The organism is Herbaspirillum robiniae, from assembly GCF_002213415.1.
Taxonomy (GTDB): Bacteria; Pseudomonadota; Gammaproteobacteria; order Burkholderiales; family Burkholderiaceae_D; genus Herbaspirillum; species Herbaspirillum robiniae.
Map to the genome: position 1 here is coordinate 1 of NZ_NJGU01000006.1, position 22,552 is coordinate 22,552.

Consider the following 22,552-nt stretch of genomic DNA (forward strand, 5'->3'; position numbering starts at 1 on the left):
GTCTGGAACAGCTCGATGTGCTCGACCTTGATGCGGGTGTCCTTCAGCAAGCCCACGCCGGTGTTGAAGCTGTACATCATCGGCGCCTCGTCGTGCATCCAGGTGCTTTCGATGTAGTCACGGCTTTGCTTCAGGGCCGCGCGCGAGGAGTCCGCCAGCGCGACCTTCAGGAAGGGTGCGCGCGATACGTTGACCACTTGCTGGGCCGTGAGGTTGAAGCCGTCGATGGTGATGGTTTGCATGTCTTGTCCTTGCAATCGGTGAAATGGATCAGCGCGCACCGCACCGTGCCGGGCGATGCGCGCATTGAGGCGACGGTGACGCTTACTTGGCGCCGGCCTGGAACCAGGCGGCGACTTCGGCGCGTTCCTCATCGGTCATCTGGGTCATGTTGGCCAGCGGCATGTCCTTGGTCTGCACCGCGCGCTGGAACACCTTGGCCGCGTGCTGGTGGATCAGCTCGGGGGTCTGCAACATCATGCCCGCCGGCGCGGTGGCGAAGCCGGCCTGGGTCGGCTTGTCCGAGTGGCAGGACGCGCAACGCTGGGTGATGATGGCCTGGATCTTCGCGAAGTCCGGAGCTGCTGCTGCGGCGGCAGGCGCCGCGCCGTCGGCGCCCGGCGCGGTGGCCGCTGCAGCGCTGGCGATCGGCGCTGCCGGACGCGGGGCGATCGCCACCGCCACGGCCAGCAGCAGGATCACGCCGGCGATCGGGTAACCGACCGACACCTTGCCCTTGTGGCGCAGGTTGAAGAAGTGGCGGATCAGCACGCCGGCCGCCATGATGGCCGCCAGCACCAGCCAGCTGTACGGATGGGTGTAGGTCATCGCGTAGTGGTTGCTGATCATGATGAACAGGATCGGCAGCGTGAAGTAGTTGTTGTGCACGCTGCGCTGCTTGCCGCGACGGCCGTGGATCGGGTCGGGCGACTTGCCTTCCTTCATCGCTTCCACCAGCTTGCGCTGGCCGGGGATGATCACCATCAGCACGTTGCCCACCATGATGGTGCCGATCATGGCGCCCACATGGATATAGGCCGCGCGGCCCGACAGCAGGTGCGTGAGCATGTAGGCCACGGCCACGATGAAGACGAACATCACCAGGCCCAGCAGGCCTTCCTTCTTGCCCAGCGGCGAGCGGCACAGGAGGTCGTAGACGATCCAGCCGACCACCAGCGTGCCGATGCCCACGCCCACCGCTTCGATGCCGGAGAGGTTGGCGACCGACTTGTCGACCATCATCGCCGAGGCGTTGAAGTAGTAGACGATGAACAGCATGGCGATGCCGGTGATCCAGGTGGCGTAGGCCTCCCACTTGAACCAGTGCAGTTCTTCAGGCAGCTCGGCCGGGGCCACGAGATATTTCTGCGGGTTGTAGAAACCGCCGCCGTGCACGGCCCACAGCTCGCCGGAAACGCCCTTCTTCTCCAGGTCGCTGCCCGGCTTGGGCGGGCGGATCGAGTTGTCCAGCCAGACGAAATAGAACGATGCGCCGATCCACGCGATGCCGGTGATCAGGTGCAGCCAGCGCACCAGCAGGTTGGCCCATTCGACGCCGTACGATACCAATAATGCTTCCATGTCTTCCTCAACTTGACTCCCGTCCGCCACCGCGGGCAACTCCGAACAGGCGAGGCAACGCCTCAGGAAAGGGCCGCGATGAAAGTCCGTCTTCCCCTTTCACGCGCAGGCATGGCCGGCGCGCGGCAGATGCCGCGCGGCAATGCGAATGTGTGTGGATGAGAGACTTCCAGCGAGCCAGGAAGCCGCAACAGGCGCGTTGCGCCCCGCTGGTCTCCTGCCGTCGCCGCCGCTGCGACCCGATGGCTGCGCGCTATGCGGCGCCATCTGTTATTACGGTCCGCGCTTCGTACTGTTGGCAACGGCCGCCCTCATGAGGCTGGCCTGTTCCGTGGCTCGGACCGGTTGCACGAAAGATAAACGCCGACGGCGCACCAAAACATGCCCCGCAACGTATATTTGACATACGCCGCGCCATATACAAAAATGAGTCGGAAATGTGGGACGCTTGCGGTCGCGCGCAATTAAGCAATATCGACCAAGCTCTCCCGGACCGGGCCGCCAGGCCGGACGGGAGCAAAAAAGGCCGCAGAGACCGGCCGGCGCGCAACGACGGCAATGACCAGGGACTTCCCGACAGGCGAACGACCCGCGGAAAATTGCCGCCGGGCATGACGCTTGCATCCGGGGCATCCCCTGTTGTGCCGTCGATGCAAGACCAAGTGACGAACCGAACCGGCATGCGCGTGTGCAGACGCGCAACGCCACCAGAGTGAACGAAAAACCGTCACCTGCCCTTAGTACGTAATTGGGCGAGAACCACGCCCCAGAACGAAGAACCCGGAGACATCCACATGTCCAGGCTGCCAGACCATCTCGACATCCACCTCATCCGCATCCTTTACCTGTTGCTGTGCGAGAAGAACGTCTCGCGCGTCGCCCTGAAGCTGAACCAGCCGCAGCCGTCGATCTCGGCCTCGCTGCGCAAGCTGCGCGAGCTGACCGGCGACCCGCTGCTGGTACGCGGCGCGCGCGGCATGGTGCCGACCCAGCACGGCGAGAGCCTGTTGAAGCCGGCCAAGCGCATCCTGGACGAGACCGAGCGCCTGTTCGTGCCCAAGACCGCCTTCGTGCCGCAGGACGAGGAGCGCACCTTCCACATCGCCGCGCCCGACTACATGAACACCCCGTTCTTCACCGAGGTGATCGCCCGGCTGCGGCGCGAGTCGCCGCGCAGCCACATCGTGATCCACGCATTGGGGCCGGAGACCGATTACGTGCGCCTGCTGTCGGACGGCGAGCTGGACCTGGTCATCGCCAACTGGGACGAGCCGCCGCCGCACCTGCACCTGTCCAAGCTGTTCGACGACCCCATCGTATGCCTGATGCGCGCCGACTGCGCCTACGCCAAGCGCACCGCGCGCGACGCCATGACCATCGAGGACTACCTCTCGCTGCCGCATGCGGCGCCCTCGCAGATCCTGCCGGGCTACCACGGCACCATCGACACCTTCCTCGAAAAGCAGAACCTGCGCCGCAACGTGGTGGTCGAGTCGGCCCACTTCCGCATGCTGCCCTACATGGTGGCGCAGACCGACCTGGTGCTGACGGCCGGCCAGCAGTTCGCCAGCTTCTACGAGAAACTGCTGTCGCTGAAGAGCTATACGGTGCCGGTGAAATTCCCGCCGCTGCGCTTCTACCAACTGTGGCACGAGCGCGTGCACCAGGCCACCGAGCACAAATGGCTGCGCGCCCAGGTCAGCGCGGCGGCCAAACTGGTCGCCCAGGTTCGCAGCTGATCGGCCACCGGCGCGGGATGGCGGGCGCAACGACTATATCGGCAACGCGCCAGCCGGTATGCCGGGCCTTATATATCGGGCTGACGGGATTGCATTAGTATCCGATGCACCAGGCCTGCATCCGCACACAGAGACGGAGCCGTGACCTGAACCGGAACCACCTTTCAATCGACAAGGCACACCCCGTGAGACGGGTGCGGTCACATGTCAGGTTCCTTTATAAAAATATCAGGAGACAGCATGCAAACCCAAAGCCATCCGGTGGATGAACGCCTACCCGTATTCAAACTCTTTGCACTCGGCATGCAGCACGTGCTGGTGATGTACGCCGGCGCCATCGCCGTGCCGCTGATCATCGGCGGCGCACTGAACCTTCCCAAATCGGAGATCGCCTACCTGATCAGCGCCGACCTGTTCTGCTGCGGCCTGGTTACCATCATCCAGAGCGCCGGCATCTGGAAATTCGGCATCAGGATGCCGGTCATGATGGGGGTCACCTTCGCCGCCGTGGGGCCGATGGTGGCGATGGCCAACAATCCCTCGCTGAGCATTTTGCATATCTATGGCGCCGTGATTGCATCCGGCGTTTTTTGTATCCTGGCGTCGCCTTACATGAGCAAGCTGATGCGCTACTTCCCGCCGGTGGTCACCGGCACCGTGATCACGGTGATCGGGGTCTCGCTGATGGGCGTGGGCATCAACTGGGCCGCCGGCGGCCAGCCGGTGATCGGCAAGCTGGTGGACGGCGTCTTCGTCAAGGTGCCCAACCCGGACTACGGCTCGCCGCTGTCGCTGTCGATCGCGGCCGTGGTGCTGGTGTCGATCCTGCTCATCACCAAGTACACCAAGGGTTTCATTTCCAACATCTCGGTGCTGATGGGCATGGTGGTGGGCTTCGTGATCGCCTTCGGCCTGGGCAAGATCAGCTTCGACGGCCTGGACGCGGCCGACTGGTTCGCCATGATCAAGCCCTTCCACTACGGCGTGCCGCAGTTCGACCTTCCCTCCATCATCAGCATGTGCCTGGTGATGATCGTGACCATGATCGAGTCGACCGGCATGTTCATGGCCCTGGGCGACATCGTCGGCAAGAAGGTCGATGACAAGACCCTGGCCACCGGCCTGCGCGTGGACGGCCTGGGCACGGTCATCGGCGGTATCTTCAATACCTTCCCTTACACCTCGTTCTCGCAGAACGTCGGCCTGGTGGGCGTAACCGGCATTCGCAGCCGCTTCGTCTGCGTGGCCGCCGGCGTGATCCTGATCGCCTTCGGCCTGTTCCCCAAGATGGCGCACGTGGCGGCCTCGATTCCGCAGTTCGTGCTGGGCGGCGCCGGCATCGTGATGTTCGGCATGGTGGCGGCGACCGGCATCAAGATCCTCTCCAAGGTCGATTTCCACGCCAACCGCAACAACCTGTTCATCGTGGCCATCAGCATCGGCGTGGGCATGATCCCGATCGTCGCCCCGACCTTCTTCGACAAGATGCCGCCTTTCCTGGGCACCATCTTCCATAGCGGCATCCTGCTGGCCTCGGCCATGGCGGTCGGGCTGAACCTGTTCTTCAACGGCCGCGGCAGCGAGGAAGACGTGGCGCGCTACGCCGTGGCGGCCGCGCAGAGCTCGGACCACTGAGGCCGGGCGGCAACAAACCGGCAAGGGGCGGCGGATAGGCGGGCCATGCAGATGGCTTATATATCCGCCGCCATATGCCGTGTAATAAGCGAAAACACATATCTCCCAGATAAAACCGTTGATGCCATTCCTGCCCGGATGTTTTAAAGTCTAGGCTAAGGAAAGCCCGCCCCCGGGCGGTTTCCGGCAACATCCGGACACAACAATCGCGGCCGACAATCGGGCACACCCGATGTCGCCCGGCAGCGCAATACCGAACACAAACGAAGGGACCGGTCGGACAGCCGCCGGCAAGCACATGACGACGACACTGGAACAACTCAACCACACCGAGGCCTCGGCCTTCATCGCCGCCCTGCACGGCATCTACGAGCATTCGCCCTGGATTCCCGAGCGCGCGGCGCTGCAGCGTCCCTTCCGCAACCTGACCGCGCTCAAGCTGGCGCTGCAAAAGGTAGTCACCGACGCCACCCGCGCCGAGCAGCTGGGCCTGATCCGTGCCCACCCGGAGCTGGCGGGCCGCGCGGCCATCGCCGGCGAACTGACCGCCGAATCCACCGGCGAACAGGCCAAGGCCGGGCTGAACCTGTGCTCCCCGGAAGAATTCGCCAACCTGCAAAAGCTCAACGCCGACTACAACGCCAAGTTCGGTTTCCCCTTCATCCTGGCGGTGAAGGGCCCGACCGGCGCCGGCCTGACGCGCCAGCAGATCATCGCCACCTTCACCCGCCGCCTGCGCAACCAGCCTGAAGACGAGCTGCGCGAGGCGCTGCGCCAGATCGGGCGGATCGCCGAGATGCGCATCAACGACCTGGTCGGCTACAAGCCGGCGCTGGGCGCCACCGTGATGCAATGGGCCGAGGAGATCGGCGCGCTGTCCGAGGACGAAGGCGCGCTCACCTGCACCTACCTGACCGACACCCACCGCCGCACCGCCGACCAGATCGCGCACTGGATGCGCGAAGCCGGCATGCACGTGCACATCGACGCGGTCGGCAACGTGGTCGGCCGCTATCTCTCCACCGATCCGCAGGCCAAGACCCTGCTGACCGGCTCGCACTACGACACGGTGCGCAACGGCGGCAAGTACGACGGCCGCGAAGGCATCCTGCTGGCCATCGCCGCGGTCAAGCACCTCAACGAGCGCGGCGAAACGCTGCCCTTCCACTTCGAAGTGATCGGCTTCTCGGAAGAAGAAGGGGTGCGCTTCAAGAGCACCTTTCTGGGCAGCAACGCCGTGATCGGCCAGTTCGACCTGAAGCTGCTGGAGCTGCAGGACCGCGACGGCGTCTCCATGCGCGAAGTCATCACCCAGGCCGGCCACGACGTCACCGCCATCCCGCAGATCGCGCGCGACCCGTCGGACATCCTGGGCTACGTCGAAGTCCACATCGAGCAGGGCCCGGTGCTGCTGAACCGCGACCTGCCGGTGGGCATCGTCACCTCGATCGCCGGCAGCTCGCGCTACCTGGTGGACCTGAAGGGCGTGGCCAGCCACGCCGGCACCACGCCGATGGACATGCGCAAGGATGCCGCCGCCGCCGCCGCCGAGATCATCCTGTATGTGGAACAGCGCTGCTCGCAAGACCAGCACGCCTCGCTGGTGGGCACGGTCGGCCAGCTGCAGGTCACGCGCGGCTCCACCAACGTCATCCCCGGCAACTGCCAGCTCTCGCTGGACATCCGCGCCGCCCGCGACGACGTGCGCCAGGCCGCGGTGGCCGACGTGCTGGACAAGATCGAAGAGATCTGCGAGCGCCGCATGGTCGACGCCAAGATCGAAGAAACCGTCTCCGCCCCCGCCGCGCCTTGCGCGCCATGGCTGATGGAACAACTCGCCGCCGCCACCGAGCGCGCCGGCATCCCCCCGTTCCAGCTCGCCTCCGGCGCCGGGCACGATGCGATGACGATCGCCAAGATGACCGACGTCTGCATGCTGTTTACCCGCTGCGGCAACGGCGGCATCAGCCATAATCCGCTGGAGACGATGACGGCGGATGACGCGGAGGTGTCGGGGCAGATCCTGTTGGACTTCCTGCGCAGCTTCAAGGCGAAGGCTTGAGGCTTTCACAGGCACTTAGGTAAAGGCGGGACAGGCTTCGAGACGATGCAATGGAGCACCCGGATCTGGACCGAGTGCGGTGAGGCGCGACGAACGCCGCTGGATCCCGGCCTTCGCCGGGATGACGGATTGCATCAGATAGCGAGCCAGTAGATCGAAGCCGAAGGCGAGGTGCAAACAGCGCGAGGCCGAAGGCGAGCCGGCAACGCTGTCCCCTTGGGGGCCAGCCGCCGGAGCGCGGGGGAAAATGGATCAGAAAGGAGGCCGGAGCGCAGCGACTTGCCTCCTTTCCCATTTTTCCCCGCGCTCCGGCGGGTACCCTCCGCAGGAGGGCTGGCACTTAGGGGCCGCCTTCTTTTGCTTACTTTTCTTGGCGGAGCAAGAAAAGTGAGCGGCTGCCGGGCCGCTCCCGGCGCTCCGCTTCGACCGGAGAAAGAAAGAACCAGAGCCAGTACACCGGCACGCAGCAAGACCAGACTGCCAAACACGCAAACAACAAAACGACCGAGCAATAAAACAAGCAACAAAGAACACCAACCAAACCCGTCGCAGAGTTAATAGGGCTTCAAAGGGACTCCCCTGTCACATGCGCCGACCAGCACCACCACCACCCACAAATAAGGAACAAACAAGGAGTCCCTGCAATGCCCCAGCAACAAGCCAACGACAAGACCCTGCTGATCAAGAACGCCAACGTCGTCGTCACCATGAACGACGCCAGGGAAGAGATCAGCAACGGCGCCATCTTCATCCGCAACAACATCATCGAGCAGGTGGGCAAGAGCGCCGACCTCCCGCAGCAGGCCGATGAAATCATCGACGCGACGCACCACGTCGCCATCCCCGGCCTGGTCAACACCCACCACCACATGTACCAGAGCCTGACGCGCGTGATTCCCGCCGCGCAGAACGGCGAACTGTTCAACTGGCTGACCAACCTCTACCCGATCTGGGCCGGCCTGACGCCCGAGATGATCAAGGTCTCCACGCTCACCGCGATGGCCGAGCTGATCCTCTCCGGCTGCACCACCAGCAGCGACCATCTCTACATCTACCCCAACAAGACCCGCCTGGACGACAGCCTGGAAGCCGCCGCCCAGATCGGCATGCGTTTCCACGGCGCGCGCGGCGCGATGAGCGTGGGTCAGTCCAAGGGCGGCCTGCCGCCGGACCGCGTGGTGGAGGAGGAAGAAGACATCCTCAAGGACACCCGCCGCCTGATCGAGACCTACCACGACGGCAGCCGCCACGCGATGCAGCGCATCGTGGTGGCGCCCTGCTCGCCGTTCTCGGTCTCGCGCGACCTGATGCGCGAGGCGGCCGATCTGGCGCGCCATTACAAGGTATCGCTGCACACCCACCTGGCCGAGAACGTCAACGACATCGCCTACAGCCGCGAGAAATTCAACATGACCCCGGCCGAATACGCCGAGGACTGCGGCTGGGTCGGCCACGACGTCTGGCACGCCCATTGCGTGCAGCTGGACGACCACGGCATCGACCTCTTCGCCCGCACCGGCACCGGCGTGGCCCACTGCCCCTGTTCCAACATGCGGCTGGCCTCGGGCATCGCGCCCATCCGCAAGATGATCGACGCCGGCGTGCCGGTGGGCCTGGGCGTGGACGGTAGCGCCTCCAACGATTCCGCCCACATGATGGGCGAAGTGCGCCAGGCCATGCTGCTGCAGCGCGTGGGCTTCGGCCCGGACGCCATGACCGCGCGCCAGGCGCTGGAAATCGCCACGCTGGGCGGCGCCAAGGTGCTCAACCGCGACGACATCGGCGCATTGAAGCCGGGCATGTCGGCCGACGTGGTGCTGTTCGACACGCGCCAGATCGGTTTTGCCGGTGGCCTGCACGACCCGGTCGCGGCGCTGGTGTTCTGCACCCCGTCCAATGTGGCGTGGAGCATCATCAATGGCCGCGTCGTGGTGCGCGAGGGACAATGCACCACCATCGACCTCGGTTGCGTGTTGGAGCGCCATAACGCACTATCGCTGGAACTGGCCGAAGCAGCGCGCTGACGCCCCAAGCTCGGCAGTAGCGCGTTAGGCAAAGCAAATCGGCAAGACTATTCGTCACGACAAGCCGGGCATGGAAGGGATGCCCGCAGGCGTCGCACAGCGGATCGCAAGCGCCCCCACCCGGGGCGGCTTGCGACGACGCCCCGCATGACAAGAGCAAAGGCGCGCCGCTCGGCGCGACTCATTGCCGCCGCACAACAAGAAAAAACTTCGCCTGATTTTTGGCACAAGACTTGCAATTAGTGACGAGGGGAGTCGTCCGCTTCATTGCGTTCATCCGCTGTGCCGCAATACTCACACAAGCACATATCCAGCGCTCGCCGGATACGCGCGCCTGTATGCGATGCCGCGCACGCCGCTCCTTGTTTCCGCCAATCCCGTTTTGCCTGAACAACGCTAGCGCACAAGGTCCACCATGAACATCTCCAACATGAAAATCGGCGCCCGCCTGACTCTCGGCTTCGGCGCCGTCATCGCGCTGCTGCTCGCCATCGCCGTCCTCGGCAACGTCCAGCTCGGCCGCCTGGCCGACGGCATCAGCCTGATCGTCAAGGACCGCTACCCCAAGACCGTCATGGCCAACACCGTGCAGATCCAGGTCAACAAGATCGCGCTCGACATCCGCGACATCCTGCTCACCAGCGATGCCGAGCGCATCAAGGCGCTGGCGGCCGACGCCACCGCCGCCGACAAGAAAATGAACGAGTTCCTCGCCCGCCTGCGCGAGGTGGCCCGCACCGACGAAGACAAGAAATTCGTCGAAGCCGCCATCGCCGCGCGCGACACCTACATCCCGGCGCGCGACAAGCTCATGGCCCTGGCCCAGGCCGGCCAGGTCGACGAGGCCAAGGCCTACCTGCCGCAGCAATTCATGCCGGTGCAGATCAAGTACTTCATCGCGCTCGACGCCATGTTCGACTACCAGGGCGGCCTGATGGACGCCGCCGGCGCCGCCGCCGCGCAGGACTCCGCCAGCGCCCGCACCATCATCAACAGCCTGGCGGTGGTGGCGCTGCTGCTGGCCGCCGTGGTGGCCTGGCTGGTCTCGCGCAGCATCACCCGTCCGCTGGTCAACGCCGTCGGCGTGGCGCGCCGCGTGGCCGAGGGCGACCTCACCACGCGCGTGGAAGTCACCTCCAGGGACGAAACCGGCGAACTGATGGCCGCGTTGAAGCTGATGAACGACAACCTGCGCAACATCGTCTCGCGCGTGCGCACCGGCACCGACACCATCAACCACGCCTCGGGCGAGATCGCCAGCGGCAACCTCGACCTCTCCTCGCGCACCGAGCAGCAGGCCGGCTCACTGGAAGAAACCGCGTCGGCCATGGAAGAGCTCACCTCCACCGTCAAGCAGAACGCCGACAACGCCCGCCAGGCCAACCAGCTGGCGGCCTCGGCATCGAGCGTCGCGGTCGAAGGCGGCGCCGTGGTCGGCCAGGTGGTCGAGACCATGGCCTCGATCAACGCCTCGTCCAAGAAGATCGTCGACATCATCGGCGTGATCGACGGCATCGCGTTCCAGACCAATATTCTTGCGCTCAACGCCGCGGTGGAAGCCGCGCGCGCCGGCGAACAGGGCCGCGGCTTCGCGGTGGTGGCCTCCGAAGTACGCTCGCTGGCCCAGCGCAGCGCCACCGCCGCCAAGGAAATCAAGGCCCTGATCGACGACTCGGTAGCCAAGGTCGACACCGGCAGCCACCTGGTGGAACAGGCCGGCAGCACCATGACCGAAGTGGTCGCCAGCGTCAAACGGGTGACCGACATCGTCGCCGAGATCAGCGCCGCCAGCACCGAGCAGAGCACCGGCATCGAAGAGATCAACCGCGCCATCACGCTGATGGACGAGTCGACCCAGCAGAACGCCGCCCTGGTGGAAGAAGCCGCCGCCGCCGCACAGGCGATGCAGGACCAGGCGGCGCAGCTGATGGAGGCGGTCAGCGTGTTCAAGGTGGACGCCGGCATGGCGGCCGCACCCTCGCCAGCGGCATCCGCCGCACACGCGGCGCCGAAGGCCGCTGCCCCGGTGATCAGGAAGCCCGCCTCCCCGGCCCGCGCCCTGGCGCACAAACCGGCGGCGCAGACCAGGCCCAACCGCGCGCCGGCAAGCGCGGCGGGCAAGGTGACGGATGACGATTGGGAGCAGTTCTGAGCGGTTTCCTCCGCATGACTGACAAAGGCGCCGGTAGGCGCCTGTGTTTTTGCTTCGCAAGTTTCCTGCGATTTGGCACACTGTGGCGATCTGCGCCCGCCGCATCCCGGATAGACCATGAAGAAACTGCTGCCCGCCACCCTGCTCCTGTGCCTGCTCAACGCCCATGCGCAGCAACCGCGCGTCTTTAGCGGCTACGAGGAGTTCTACGCCAGCCTGCCGGATCGCTTGTTCACCGGCGAGGGCGAAGACATTGCCGTCTCGTCGCGCCATAGCGTGCGCATCGACGGCAGGGAGCATCGCTTCAGGCGCGCCATTGCCTTTCCTGGCGAGAGTGTCTATCCCGATGACCTGGGAAGAAGCGCCACGCTCTATCGCAGCGCCGGACACTACTGCGTAGATGGGATAGGCGCAACCAGCGGGACAGGTTCACGCCACATATCGGTGTACCTGATCGACAGGAACAAGGGCCGATCGTACAAATTGCCGAGCCTGTTCGGCTCCTGTCGAGCACTTTCCCGCAGTGCGAACGGCGTTGGCTTCCTGCGGGCCGACATCGTCAACTATCGGGCAGCCTACGATGCGGACGGCGTGTTGTTCAGCGAACATGTTTTGGCCGACGATAAATTTCTGGCCGGCTCGAGGCAGCTGGAAGTACGCTTCGTCGAACCGGACAACTTCTATCGCTTTCGTCTGATGAAATAAAAAGGCCGTGAAGTTCGCGGCCTTTTTATTTCATCAGCTTCACTGCACTAAGGTATTCCTAGCCCCACACCTCCGCCAACCGCAACAGATTGGTGCTCCCCGGCTGCCCGAACGGCATGCCGGCGGTGATGGCGATCTGGTCGCCCTTCTTCGCAAACCCTTCTTTCAGCGCCGTCTGGCAGGCAGCGCTGACCATTTCGCTTTCGTTGTGGATCTGGTCGCTGATGGTGGAGTGCACGCCCCATACCAGCGCCAGGCGGCGTGCCGTGGCCAGTTGCGGGGTGATCGAGAGGATCGGCGCCATCGGCCGTTCGCGCGCGGCGCGCAGGCTGGTGTGGCCGGAGCTGGTGTAGGTCACGGTGGTGGTGGCGCCGACGATGCCGGCCACGTCGCGCAGGGCCGAGCAGATCGCGTCGGAACGGTTAGGCTGCGGTACTTCGTGCTGGGCGTCGATCATGTTGCGGTACAGCGGATCGCGTTCCACCTCGGCGATCACGCGGTCCATCATCGTCACCGCCTGCAGCGGGTAGGAGCCGTTGGCCGATTCGGCCGAGAGCATGACGGCGTCCGAGCCGTCGTAGATGGCGCTGGCCACGTCCGATACTTCGGCGCGCGTGGGCACCGGCGCGGTGATCATCGACTCCAGCATCTGGGTGGCGATGACGATGGGCTTGCCGTGCTGGCGACAGGTGCGCAGGATGCGCTTTTGCGTCCCCGGTACGCGCTCGGGCGGCAGCTCCACGCCGAGGTCGCCACGGGCGACCATGATGGCGTCGGAGGCCTGCACGATCTCGTCGAGCCGGTCCAGCGCGGCCGGCTTCTCCAGCTTGGACAGCACGGCGGCGCGGTTGCCGATCAGGCCGCGCGCCTCGAACACGTCCTCAGGACGCTGCACGAAGGACAGCGCGATCCAGTCGGCGCCCATGTCCAGCGCGAAGGCCAGGTCGCGCCGGTCCTTCTCGGTCAGCGCGGGAATCGGCAGCACGGCGTCGGGCACGTTGACGCCCTTGCGGTCCGACAGCACGCCGGCATTGACCACGCGGGTGCGGATGCGCGCGCCGTCGCTGTACTCGACCTGCAGGCGCAGCTTGCCGTCGTCCAGCAGCAGCGACTGGCCGGCGGCGATGGCCTCGAACAGTTCCGGATGCGGCAGGCACACGCGGCTGCCGTCGCCGGGCGTGGCGTCGCGGTCCAGCGTGAAGGTCTGGCCCTGCAGCAGCGTCACTTTGCCGTCGGCGAACTGGCCGATGCGCAGCTTAGGGCCCTGCAGGTCGGCCAGCACCGCGATCGGACGGCCGACCTCGCGCTCCACTTCGCGCACGATCTGGTAGCGCGCCTGGTGGTCGGCATGGGTGCCGTGGCTGAAGTTGAAGCGGAACACGTCGGCGCCGGCTTCGAACAGCGCCTGGATCATCTGGCGGGAAGCGCTGGCGGGGCCCAAGGTGGCGACGATTTTGGCCTGGCGTTGGCGGCGCATGGTGAGTCTCCGGAAAATGGTTTTTGGTTGTTGTTTGAAATGACGCTTGCTTGAACGGACAAGCGACCAAGCGATCGAGCAATTGAACAGCGACTTCAAAAGCAAGTCGTCCCCGCGCAGGCGGGGACCCAAGAACTTTCAACATGCCTCGACGGCCGTTCAACGTCGCTGGGTCCCCGCCTGCGCGGGGACGACAGGCTGCATCAGGATGCCTTGGCGATCTCGTGGTTCGACATGATCTCCACCGCGCGGCACAGCGCCGAGTGGTCCAGGCCGCTCATGCCGTTGGCGGCGCAGGCGTTCATCAGTTCCTGGGCGGCGGCGGTGTTGGGCAGGCTGATGCCCAGCTGCTTGGCGCCCTGCAGGGCCAGGTTCAGGTCCTTCTGGTGCAGCTCGATGCGGAAGCCCGGGTTGAAGGTGCGCTTGACCATGCGCTCGCCGTGCACTTCCAGGATGCGCGAGGAAGCAAAGCCGCCCATCAGCGCCTGGCGCACGCGCGCCGGATCGGCGCCGGCCTTGGAGGCGAACAGCAGCGCCTCCGCCACGGCCTGGATGTTCAGGGCGACGATGATCTGGTTGGCCACCTTGGTGGTCTGGCCGTCGCCGTTGCCGCCGACCAGGGTGATGTTCTTGCCCATCAGTTCGAACAACGGCTTCACGTCGTTGAAGGCCGATTCCGAGCCGCCGACCATGATGGTCAGCGAGGCGGCCTTGGCGCCCACTTCGCCGCCGGAGACCGGGGCGTCCAGGTACTGGCAGCCCAGCGCGTTGACCTTTTGCGCGAAGCCCTTGGTGGCGATCGGCGAGATCGAGCTCATGTCGACCACGATCTTGCCGGCCGACAGGCCTTCGGCCACGCCCTTTTCGCTGAACAGCACCGCTTCGACGTGCGGGGTGTCGGGCACCATGATGATGATGATGTCGGCGCGCTTGGCGACTTCGGCGCCCGAGGTGCAGACGGTGGCGCCGCCTTCCAGCAGCGCCGCCGGCGGGTTCTTCTGGTCGTGCAGGTAGAGCTTGTGACCGCCCTTTTGCAGGTTTTCCGCCATCGGTGCGCCCATGATGCCCAGGCCGATGAATCCGACTTTTGCCATGATGTTTCTCCTCAAGAAATTGGTTTGATTGATAGATGCGATGTCATGCCGCTCGGGGCGTCGCCCTGTTACAGGCCGTGATCCTTGATCCAGCCGAGGCCTTCTTTGGTGCCGGTCCGGGGCTTGTACTCGCAGCCGATCCAGCCGTCGTAGCCGATCTCGTCCAGGAAGCGGAACAGGTAGCGGTAGTTGATCTCGCCGGTGCCGGGTTCGAAGCGGCCCGGGTTGTCGGCCAGCTGCACATGGCGGATCAGCGAGAGGTTGGCCTTGATCGTGTTGGCCAGCTCGCCCTCCATGCGCTGCATGTGATAGATGTCGTACTGGACGAACAGATTGTCCGAGCCGGTGGCCAGGATCAGTTCCACCGCCTGCCGGGTGGTGTTGAGGAAGAAGCCGGGGATGTCGAAGCTGTTGATCGGCTCGATCAGCAGGCGAATGCCGCTCTCTTTCAGCTTGCCGGCGGCGTACTTCAGGTTGCCCACCAGGACTTCACGCGCCGCTTCGCGCGACACGCCTTGCGGCAGGATGCCGACCAGGCAGTTCAGCTGCGGCACTTCCAGCGCGCGGGCATAGCGGATCGCATCGTCGACGCCGGCGCGGAACTCGGCCACGCGGTCCGGATGGCAGGCGATGCCGCGCTCGCCGCCGTCCCAGTTGCCGGCCGGCAGGTTGTGCAACACCAGTTGCAGCTTGTTGGCGCGCAGCTGGTCGGCGATCTGCTCGGGATCGAAGGCATAGGGGAACAGGAATTCCACTGCCTTGAAGCCGGCGTCGGCGGCAGCCTTGAAGCGTTCCAGGAAAGGCTGTTCGGTGAACAGCATGGTGAGGTTGGCGGCGAGTCTGGTCATGGGTTCTCCTTGTGCGGCCATCCGGATCGGAGGCCTCTGTTCATTTCGCCGCCCGGTTCGGGCGACGACGTTCGATGTTCTTGCGCGATCGCATGCCTCGACGGGCGTCGCTCTTGCCGGCGACTTTTGTCTCCTCTTCGGATCGGCGCGGATGCAGCGTGCGGACTTAGTCCAGCAGGCTGATGGCGGTCGGTGCGTGCTCCGGCTTGGTGGCCAGTTCCTCGAACTCGTTGACGGCGTCGATCTCGGTGCCCATGGCGATGTTGGTGACGCGCTCCAGGATGATTTCCACCACCACCGGCACGCGGAACTCGGCCATCAGGCGCTTGGCCTGGGCGAAGGCATCCTGGATGGCATTGGGATCGGTCACGCGGATCGCCTTGCAGCCCAGGCCTTCGACCACGGCCACGTGGTCCACGCCGTAGCCGTTGAGCTCGGGCGCATTGACGTTCTCGAACGCCAGCTGCACGCAGTAATCCATGTCGAAGCCACGCTGCGCCTGGCGGATCAGGCCCAGGTAGGAGTTGTTCACCAGCACGTGCAGGTAAGGCAGGTTGAACTGCGCGCCCACGGCCAGTTCTTCGATCATGAACTGGAAGTCGTAGTCGCCCGAGATCGCCACCACCTTCTTGGCCGGATCGGTGGCCACCACGCCCAGCGCGGCGGGAATGGTCCAGCCCAGCGGGCCGGCCTGGCCGCAGTTGATCCAGTGGCGGTCCTTGTAGACGTGCAGGAACTGCGCGGCGGCGATCTGCGACAGGCCGATGGTGGCGACGTAGCAGGTGTCGCGGTCGAAGGCGCGGTTCATCTCTTCATAGACGCGCTGCGGCTTGACCGGGGTCTCGTTGAAGTTGGTCCGGCGCAGCATGGTCTTCTTGCGCTGCTGGCATTCGGCCAGCCAGGCCGAACGGTCGGGCAGGCGACCGGCCGCCTTCAATTCCTTGGCCACCTCGACGAACAGCTTCAACGCCGCGCCGGCGTCGCTGACGATGCCGTAGTCGGGACCGAACACACGGCCGATCTGGGTCGGCTCGATGTCGACGTGGACGAACTTGCGGCCCTTGGTGAAGACGTCCACCGAACCGGTGTGGCGGTTGGCCCAGCGGTTGCCGATGCCCAGCACGAAGTCCGACGCCAGCATGGTGGCGTTGCCGTAGCGGTGGCTGGTCTGCAGGCCGACCATGCCGGCCATCTGCGGGTGGTCGTCGGGGATCGCGCCCCAGGCCATCAGCGTGGGGATGACCGGCACGCCGGTGAGCTCGGCGAACTCCACCGCCAGCGCGGCGGCATCGGCGTTGACCACGCCGCCGCCGATGGTCAGCAGCGGGCGCTCGGAAGCGTTGAGCATCTCCAGCGCCTTCTCGATCTGGGCACGGGTGGCCGAAGGACGATAGACCGGCAGCGGCGAATAGGTGTCGGGATCGAACTCGATCTCGGCCATCTGCACGTCGAAGGGCATGTCGATGAGCACCGGGCCGGGACGGCCCGAGCGCATCAGGTGGAAGGCTTGCTGGAACACGCGCGGCACCAGCGCCGGCTCGCGCACGGTGACGGCCCACTTGGTGACCGGCTTGGCGATGGATTCGATATCGACGGCCTGGAAGTCTTCCTTGTACAGGCGGGCGCGCGGCGCCTGGCCGGTGATGCACAGGATGGGGATGGAGTCAGCCTGGGCCGAGTAAAGACCGGTGATCATGTCGGTGCCGGCCGGGCCCGAGGTGCCGATGCACACGCCGATGTTGCCGGCCTTGGCGCGGGTGTAGCCTTCGGCCATGTGCGAGGCGCCCTCGACGTGGCGCGCCAGGATATGCTTGATGCCGCCATGGCGCTTCAGCGCCGAGTAAAACGGGTTGATCGCCGCGCCCGGCACGCCGAAGGCCTGCAGGCAGCCTTCCTTTTCCAGCACGTAGGCTGCTGCGTCGACTGCTCTCATCTTTGCCATGTTGTTCTCCAGGATTGCTCAAAATTGCTATAAGAGATGGCGGCCCGCCGTTTGCACGGCGCACCGTTCGCTGATTTCTGGGGATCATCCTAGTCGCTACAATTTCGTTTGATAAGAACAATAAAAATCTGTTTATTACTTATCAAAAGTATGGAAATATAGAAAAAGTACCGAATAGAGGCGAAATATGGACAAACTCAAACAGATCGAAGCCTTTGTCTCCGTCGTCGACAAAGGCAGCCTGGCGGCCGCCGCGCTGGAAGAAAAAGTGACGCCGGTGATGATGGGGCGCCGCATCGACGCACTGGAAAAGCGCCTGGGCACCAAGCTGATGCACCGGACCACGCGCCACCTGACGCTGACCGAGCAGGGCAGCGTGTTCCTCGATCACTGCCGCAAGCTATTGGAGCAGATGGAGACGGCCGAGAAGAGCATCGCCGAAGGACGCCACAAGGCCACCGGCCACCTGGTGGTCTCCACCCCGGCCGCCTATGGCCGCCTGCATGTGGCGCCGCACGCGCCGACCTTCCTGGCGGCGCATCCTGAGGTGCAGATCTCGTTCAACCTGACCGACCGCGTGGTCGACCTGGTGCGCGAAGGCTACGACCTGGGCATACGCATCGGCGGCGCGATCGAACCCAGCTTCGTGGCCGTGCGCCTGGCCAGCAACCGCCGCGTGGTCTGCGCCTCGCCCGAATACCTGCACCGCAACGGCATGCCCAAGACGCTGGACGACCTGGCCGACCACAACTGCCTGGCCTTCAACCTGCAGGGCGGCCAGCAGCGCGGCTGGTATTTCCAGCAGAACGGCAAGCCGGTGATCGCCAAGGTGCAAGGCAACCTCGACTGCAACGACGGCGAGCTGCTGCACCGCTGGGCCGGCGAAGGCCTGGGGCTGGCATGGCGCTCGACCTGGGAGATCCAGGCGCAGCTGGCCTCGGGCGAGCTGGTGACGGTGCTGGACGAATACGCCCTGCCCCACTACGACATCATGGCGGTGTATCCGCAGCAGCGGCACCTGCCGGCCAAGACCCGGTTCTTCATCGATTACCTGAAGGAAGTCTATGCGCAGCCGGATTACTGGAACCGGGCGGTGAAGAAGCCCTGATGCCGCCGGTACGGACGCATCAGCGACCTGGAAAACAACGCGCACCAAAGAAAAAGGGAGAACCGGAGTTCTCCCTCATCACAACCGGCAACAGGTAACAGGCAAACCATCAGGCCTGGACCAGACCCCGCTTGCGTGACAGCAGGGGCAAGCGGCGGCGGGCAGCGGTGGTTTCTTCCAGCTCCACCACCAGCGAAGCGCCGCCTCCCTCCACATTGAACACGCTGACCAGCTGGCTCAGGTTGCCCGCCTGGCCGCGCATGGACGCGGCGGCGGCGGCCGCCTGCTCGACCAGCGCCGCGTTCTGCTGGGTGACGTCGTCCAGTTGCGAGATGGCGTCGTTGACCTGCTGGATGCCCTCGGTCTGCTCGGCGCTGGCGACGCTGATCTCGTTGACGATGGCGTTGACGTGCTGCACGCTCTCCACCACGCGCGTCATGGTCGCCCCGGCCTGCTCCACCAGCGCGCTGCCGGCGCCGACCTTGTTCACCGAGTCGTCGATCAGTTGCTTGATCTCCTTGGCGGCGGCGGCCGAACGCTGCGCCAGCGAGCGCACCTCGGAAGCCACCACGGCAAAACCACGGCCCTGCTCGCCCGCGCGCGCCGCTTCCACCGCCGCGTTCAGCGCGAGGATGTTGGTCTGGAAGGCGATGCCGTCGATCACGCTGATGATGTCCACGATCTTCTTCGACGAGTTGTTGATCTCGTCCATCGTCTCCACCACGCGCCCCACCACCGCGCCGCCTTCGCTGGCGATGCCGGAGGCGGACGCGGCCAGGCGGCTGGCCTCGTGAGCGTTGTCGGCGTTGGTGCGCACGGTGGAGATCAGTTCTTCCATCGCTGAGGCCGTCTCTTCCAGCGCCCCGGCCTGCTGCTCGGTGCGCGCCGACAGGTCCTGGTTGCCTTCGGCGATTTCGCCCGAGGCGGTGGCGATGGCATCGGTGCCCTGGCGCACGCGCGTGACGATGTCGCGCAGGCGGGCGTTCATGTCCATCAGCGAGCTGAGCAGCTGGCCGACCTCGTCATGCGAGCGGATCTCGATCTGCGCCGCCAGGTCGCCCTCGGCCACGCGCCGCGACAAGGCCACCGCCTGCCTGAGCGGGCGCACGATGCCGCGCGTGAGCATCCAGGCGCACAGCACGCCGAACAGCAGCGCGGCCGCTTCCAGCGCCATCAGCAGGATGCGGCTTTCGCGCGCGACCTGCTCGATGTTGGAGGAGGCGTCGTCGATCTCGGTCTGCTCCGCCTTCTGCAGCTTTTGCATCGCCGCCTGGTATTTCTTGGCCATGGGCATGAACTCCTGGATCAGCACCATGTTGGCGCCGTCCTGGTCGCCGGTGGACTTCATGTCCATCATCTTCAGGTAGACCGTCCTGTAGTTCTTCTGCAGGCCCTCGATCTCGGCGTACAGCGACTTCTCCTCATCGGAGGCGAACAGTTGCGCCAGCTCCTTCTGCAGGTCGGCGCTCTCCTTGCTGGAGGCCAGTTCTTCGTTGAGGAAGTAGTTGTTCAGTGTCGGGTCGGTGCTGCGCGACATGGCGATGGTGCGCAGGATGGCTGCGCGCAGGTTGCCGTACCAGGCGGAGATCAGGCGCTCCTTGCGCACCGACTGCGTCACCATCTGGTGCGTCACGTCGGAGACCACCTGCAGGCGCCATACGCCGATGGCCATGATCAGGATCGACAGCGCCAGCACCACCGAGAAACCGATCGCCAGGCGCCCGCCTATCCTCATGTTCGAAAAGACCTTCATTTCTGCTTCCCCTTCATTGGCTGTTGTACGGCGGCCCCCAATATTGCCGCCCCGCATTTTTCCAGCAAGAAACGTACCCGCCGCGCAGGCGGCAGGCCCGTGCGGATGGCGTCATGGCAGTCGCGGTCCAGGCCCGCAGGGTGGGAAAGTCCGCCGCAGGACGCGGCGGACGCATGGACTTACTGGTAAGTGCTGGCGATCTTCTCGGACAGCGGGACGTTGAGCCACTTCTTGACGATGCCGTTGAGCTCGCCGCTCTTCTTCGATGCCGTCAGCGCATCGTTGACCTTGGCCACCAGCGCCGGCTCGCCCTTGTTCATGCCGACATAACAGGTGGAGACGTTGATGATGTACTTCAGCAGCGGCTTGTTGGTCGGCGTCTTCTCGGCCAGCGCATAGGCCACGAAGTCGCCGGTGCCGACGATCTGCACCTGGCCGGAGACATAGGCGGAGATCAGGCTGTTGTTGTCTTCATAGCGCTTGAGCACGGTGCTCTTGGGCACGCTGTCGGTCAGCATCAGGTCTTCGAAGGTGCTGCGCGCCACGCCCACGGTCTGGTTGGCCAGGTCCGCCGGCCCGGCGACCTTGATCGCGGCCACGCCGAACACGCTGTTGTTGTACGGCGCATAGCCCTGCGAGAAATCCATCACGCGTTCGCGCTCGGCGTTCTTGCCCAGCGTGGAGATGACCATGTCGATCTTGTGCGTCTGCAGGAAAGCCATGCGGCTGGAGATGGGCACCGGGATCAGCTCCGCCTTCACGCCCAGCCCCTTGGCCACCAGCCTGGCGACGTCGATGTCCAGGCCCTGCAGCTGCAGGTCTGCGTTGACCGAACCGTAGGGCGCGAAGTCTTGCGGCACGCCGATCTTCACGACGCCGGCCTTCTGGATGTCGGCCAGCGTATCGGCGCGGGCGGCGCCGGCGAACATGGTCATCAGGCCAATGGATGCGGCCAGTACGGTCTTGACGAACTTCATGGTTTTCCCCTGTTTTGAAAGCACGATGAATGCGGCTTGGGGTCTTGCCCCGCCCCGCGTGGATGGAACTGCGATGCTGCGACTTTTGCTGCCCTCTCCCCTGCCTCGCCGCGTTTCATGGCTTCACGCGGTCCTGGCCAATATCCTTTCCGCCAGCCTGACCCAGTAACTCGCGCCGATGGGCAGCAAGTCGTCGTTGAAGTCGTAGCTGGTGTTGTGCAGCATGCAGGGCCCGGCGCCGTGGCCGTGCTCGCGGTGGCCGCCGTCGCCGTTGCCCAGCAAGGCGTAGCAGCCGGGCCGCTCCTGCAGCATGAACGAAAAATCTTCCGCGCTCATCGGCGGCTCCAGGTTGGCCTCCACGTTGTGCTCGCCGACCAGCGCGCGCATCACCTCCACGCACACCGCTGTCTCCCGCGCATGATTGACCGTGGGCGGATAGTTGCGACTGAACACCACCTCCGCCTCGCAGCCGAAGCCGGCCCCGGTGTGCTGCGCCAGCTCGCGCATGCGGCTTTCGATCAGGTCCAGCACCTCCAGCGAGAAGGTGCGCACCGTGCCGCCCAGCCAGGCGTTGTCGGGAATGACGTTGCTGGTTTCCCCGGCGTGGATCTGCGTCACCGACAGCACTGCCGAATCGGTCGGCCGCTTGTTGCGCGTCAGGATGGTTTGCAAGGACTGTGCCAACTGCACGATGGCGGCCACCGGGTCGATGGCGTTGTGCGGCAGCGCGGCGTGCGATCCCTTGCCGCGGAAGGTGATGCGGAATTCGCTGGAGGAAGCCATGATGGCGCCCGGATTGACGCCGAAGAACCCGGCCGGCATGCCCGGCCAGTTGTGGATGCCGTAGACCGATTCCATCGGGAAGCGCTCGAACAGGCCGTCCTCGATCATGCGGCGGGCGCCGCCGCCTTTTTCTTCGGCCGGCTGGAAGATCAGGTAGACGGTGCCGTCGAAATTGCGTGTGGCCTGCAGGTGGCGCGCCGCGGCCAGCAGCATCGCGGTGTGGCCGTCGTGGCCGCAGGCGTGCATCGTTCCCGGATGGCGGGAGGCGTGCTCGAAGGTATTGGCTTCCTGGATGGGCAGCGCGTCCATGTCGGCGCGCAGGCCGATGGCGCGGCCGCCGTCGCCGGACCGGATGACGCCGACCACGCCGGTGCCGGCGATGCCGGTGTGGACGGGAATGCCCCAGCCGGCGAGAAGTTCGGCCACGCGCTGCGCGCTTCGTCGTTCCTCGAAGGCCAGCTCGGGATGGGCGTGCAGGTCGCGCCGGATGCGCTGGAATTCTGCCCGCGAATGTTCTATTTCACTGATCAGGTTCATACGTGTTGCTGCAAGGTTGCCGGACCACCGCGCCGGATTGAAAGCGTGGCAGAGCTTGTGGCAAAGTGTAGGCAGCGCCGCATATGCTTGAAAATTACTATATTGGTATAAACAATATGCCTTGCAGGCATAGGG

General features: G+C 65.0%; 16 protein-coding genes. 7 read left to right on the forward strand and 9 right to left on the reverse strand.

The genetic code is table 11. From position 1 onward, the window contains the following. Together CEJ42_RS11630 and CEJ42_RS11635 are read right to left on the reverse strand one after the other, a co-directional pair. On the reverse strand, positions 1-242 hold a 242-nt coding region (locus tag CEJ42_RS11630; RefSeq protein WP_165774422.1), incomplete at its 3' end, for an aromatic amino acid lyase. An 82-nt stretch (positions 243-324) separates the two neighbouring features. Continuing rightward, positions 325-1,581, reverse strand: coding sequence for a urate hydroxylase PuuD (locus tag CEJ42_RS11635; RefSeq protein ID WP_079219001.1), 1,257 nt, complete (start codon positions 1,579-1,581; stop codon positions 325-327). 794 nt (positions 1,582-2,375) lie between these two features. Between CEJ42_RS11635 and CEJ42_RS11640 the strand changes: the two genes are divergently transcribed. The 6 genes from CEJ42_RS11640 to CEJ42_RS11665 all read left to right on the forward strand — a co-directional run bounded on the left by CEJ42_RS11640 (position 2,376) and on the right by CEJ42_RS11665 (position 11,898). After that, positions 2,376-3,320: a LysR substrate-binding domain-containing protein gene (locus tag CEJ42_RS11640; RefSeq protein WP_079219000.1), complete on the forward strand. Its 945-nt coding sequence runs from the start codon at positions 2,376-2,378 to the stop codon at positions 3,318-3,320. 240 nt (positions 3,321-3,560) lie between these two features. Further along, positions 3,561-4,955, forward strand: coding sequence for a nucleobase:cation symporter-2 family protein (locus CEJ42_RS11645; RefSeq protein WP_088751178.1), 1,395 nt, complete (start codon positions 3,561-3,563; stop codon positions 4,953-4,955). Positions 4,956-5,253: 298 nt separating this feature from the next. Beyond that, complete coding sequence (locus CEJ42_RS11650) at positions 5,254-7,017, forward strand: allantoate amidohydrolase (RefSeq protein ID WP_088751179.1); 1,764 nt, start codon at positions 5,254-5,256, stop codon at positions 7,015-7,017. A gap of 644 nt (positions 7,018-7,661) precedes the next feature. Then, entirely contained in the window at positions 7,662-9,041 is a 1,380-nt protein-coding gene (locus CEJ42_RS11655) for an 8-oxoguanine deaminase (RefSeq protein ID WP_088751180.1), read from the forward strand. A gap of 415 nt (positions 9,042-9,456) precedes the next feature. Then, positions 9,457-11,193, forward strand: coding sequence for a methyl-accepting chemotaxis protein (locus CEJ42_RS11660; protein WP_088751181.1), 1,737 nt, complete (start codon positions 9,457-9,459; stop codon positions 11,191-11,193). A 117-nt stretch (positions 11,194-11,310) separates the two neighbouring features. Then, the gene (locus tag CEJ42_RS11665) at positions 11,311-11,898 is read left to right on the forward strand and encodes a hypothetical protein (protein ID WP_088751182.1); all 588 of its coding nucleotides are present in this window, start codon (positions 11,311-11,313) and stop codon (positions 11,896-11,898) included. Between the two features lie 58 nt (positions 11,899-11,956). Here the strand turns inward: CEJ42_RS11665 and pyk are convergent, their stop codons facing one another. The 4 genes from pyk to gcl all read right to left on the reverse strand — a co-directional run bounded on the left by pyk (position 11,957) and on the right by gcl (position 17,259). Continuing rightward, the gene (pyk, locus tag CEJ42_RS11670) at positions 11,957-13,375 is read right to left on the reverse strand and encodes a pyruvate kinase (RefSeq protein ID WP_079218992.1); all 1,419 of its coding nucleotides are present in this window, start codon (positions 13,373-13,375) and stop codon (positions 11,957-11,959) included. Positions 13,376-13,578: 203 nt separating this feature from the next. Continuing rightward, the gene (gene glxR, locus CEJ42_RS11675; protein WP_079218991.1) at positions 13,579-14,469 is read right to left on the reverse strand and encodes a 2-hydroxy-3-oxopropionate reductase; all 891 of its coding nucleotides are present in this window, start codon (positions 14,467-14,469) and stop codon (positions 13,579-13,581) included. 68 nt (positions 14,470-14,537) lie between these two features. Then, positions 14,538-15,317, reverse strand: a complete 780-nt coding sequence (gene hyi, locus CEJ42_RS11680) for a hydroxypyruvate isomerase (RefSeq protein WP_088751183.1) — start codon at positions 15,315-15,317, stop codon at positions 14,538-14,540. Positions 15,318-15,483: 166 nt separating this feature from the next. Next, positions 15,484-17,259, reverse strand: a complete 1,776-nt coding sequence (gcl, locus tag CEJ42_RS11685) for a glyoxylate carboligase (RefSeq protein WP_088751184.1) — start codon at positions 17,257-17,259, stop codon at positions 15,484-15,486. A gap of 187 nt (positions 17,260-17,446) precedes the next feature. Between gcl and CEJ42_RS11690 the strand changes: the two genes are divergently transcribed. Beyond that, positions 17,447-18,367 (forward strand): LysR family transcriptional regulator, encoded by a 921-nt coding sequence (locus CEJ42_RS11690; protein WP_079218988.1) that lies wholly within the window; start codon positions 17,447-17,449, stop codon positions 18,365-18,367. A gap of 109 nt (positions 18,368-18,476) precedes the next feature. On the opposite strand, the gene CEJ42_RS11695 is transcribed toward CEJ42_RS11690, so the two are convergent. The 3 genes from CEJ42_RS11695 to CEJ42_RS11705 form a co-directional block, all read right to left on the reverse strand. Then, complete coding sequence (locus tag CEJ42_RS11695) at positions 18,477-20,120, reverse strand: methyl-accepting chemotaxis protein (RefSeq protein ID WP_088751185.1); 1,644 nt, start codon at positions 20,118-20,120, stop codon at positions 18,477-18,479. Positions 20,121-20,299: 179 nt separating this feature from the next. Further along, a complete protein-coding gene (locus tag CEJ42_RS11700) occupies positions 20,300-21,097 on the reverse strand; it encodes a transporter substrate-binding domain-containing protein (RefSeq protein ID WP_088751186.1) in 798 nt (265 codons plus the stop codon). 123 nt (positions 21,098-21,220) lie between these two features. Beyond that, complete coding sequence (locus CEJ42_RS11705) at positions 21,221-22,417, reverse strand: M20 aminoacylase family protein (RefSeq protein WP_088751187.1); 1,197 nt, start codon at positions 22,415-22,417, stop codon at positions 21,221-21,223. Between the last annotated feature and the right edge of the window lie 135 nt (positions 22,418-22,552).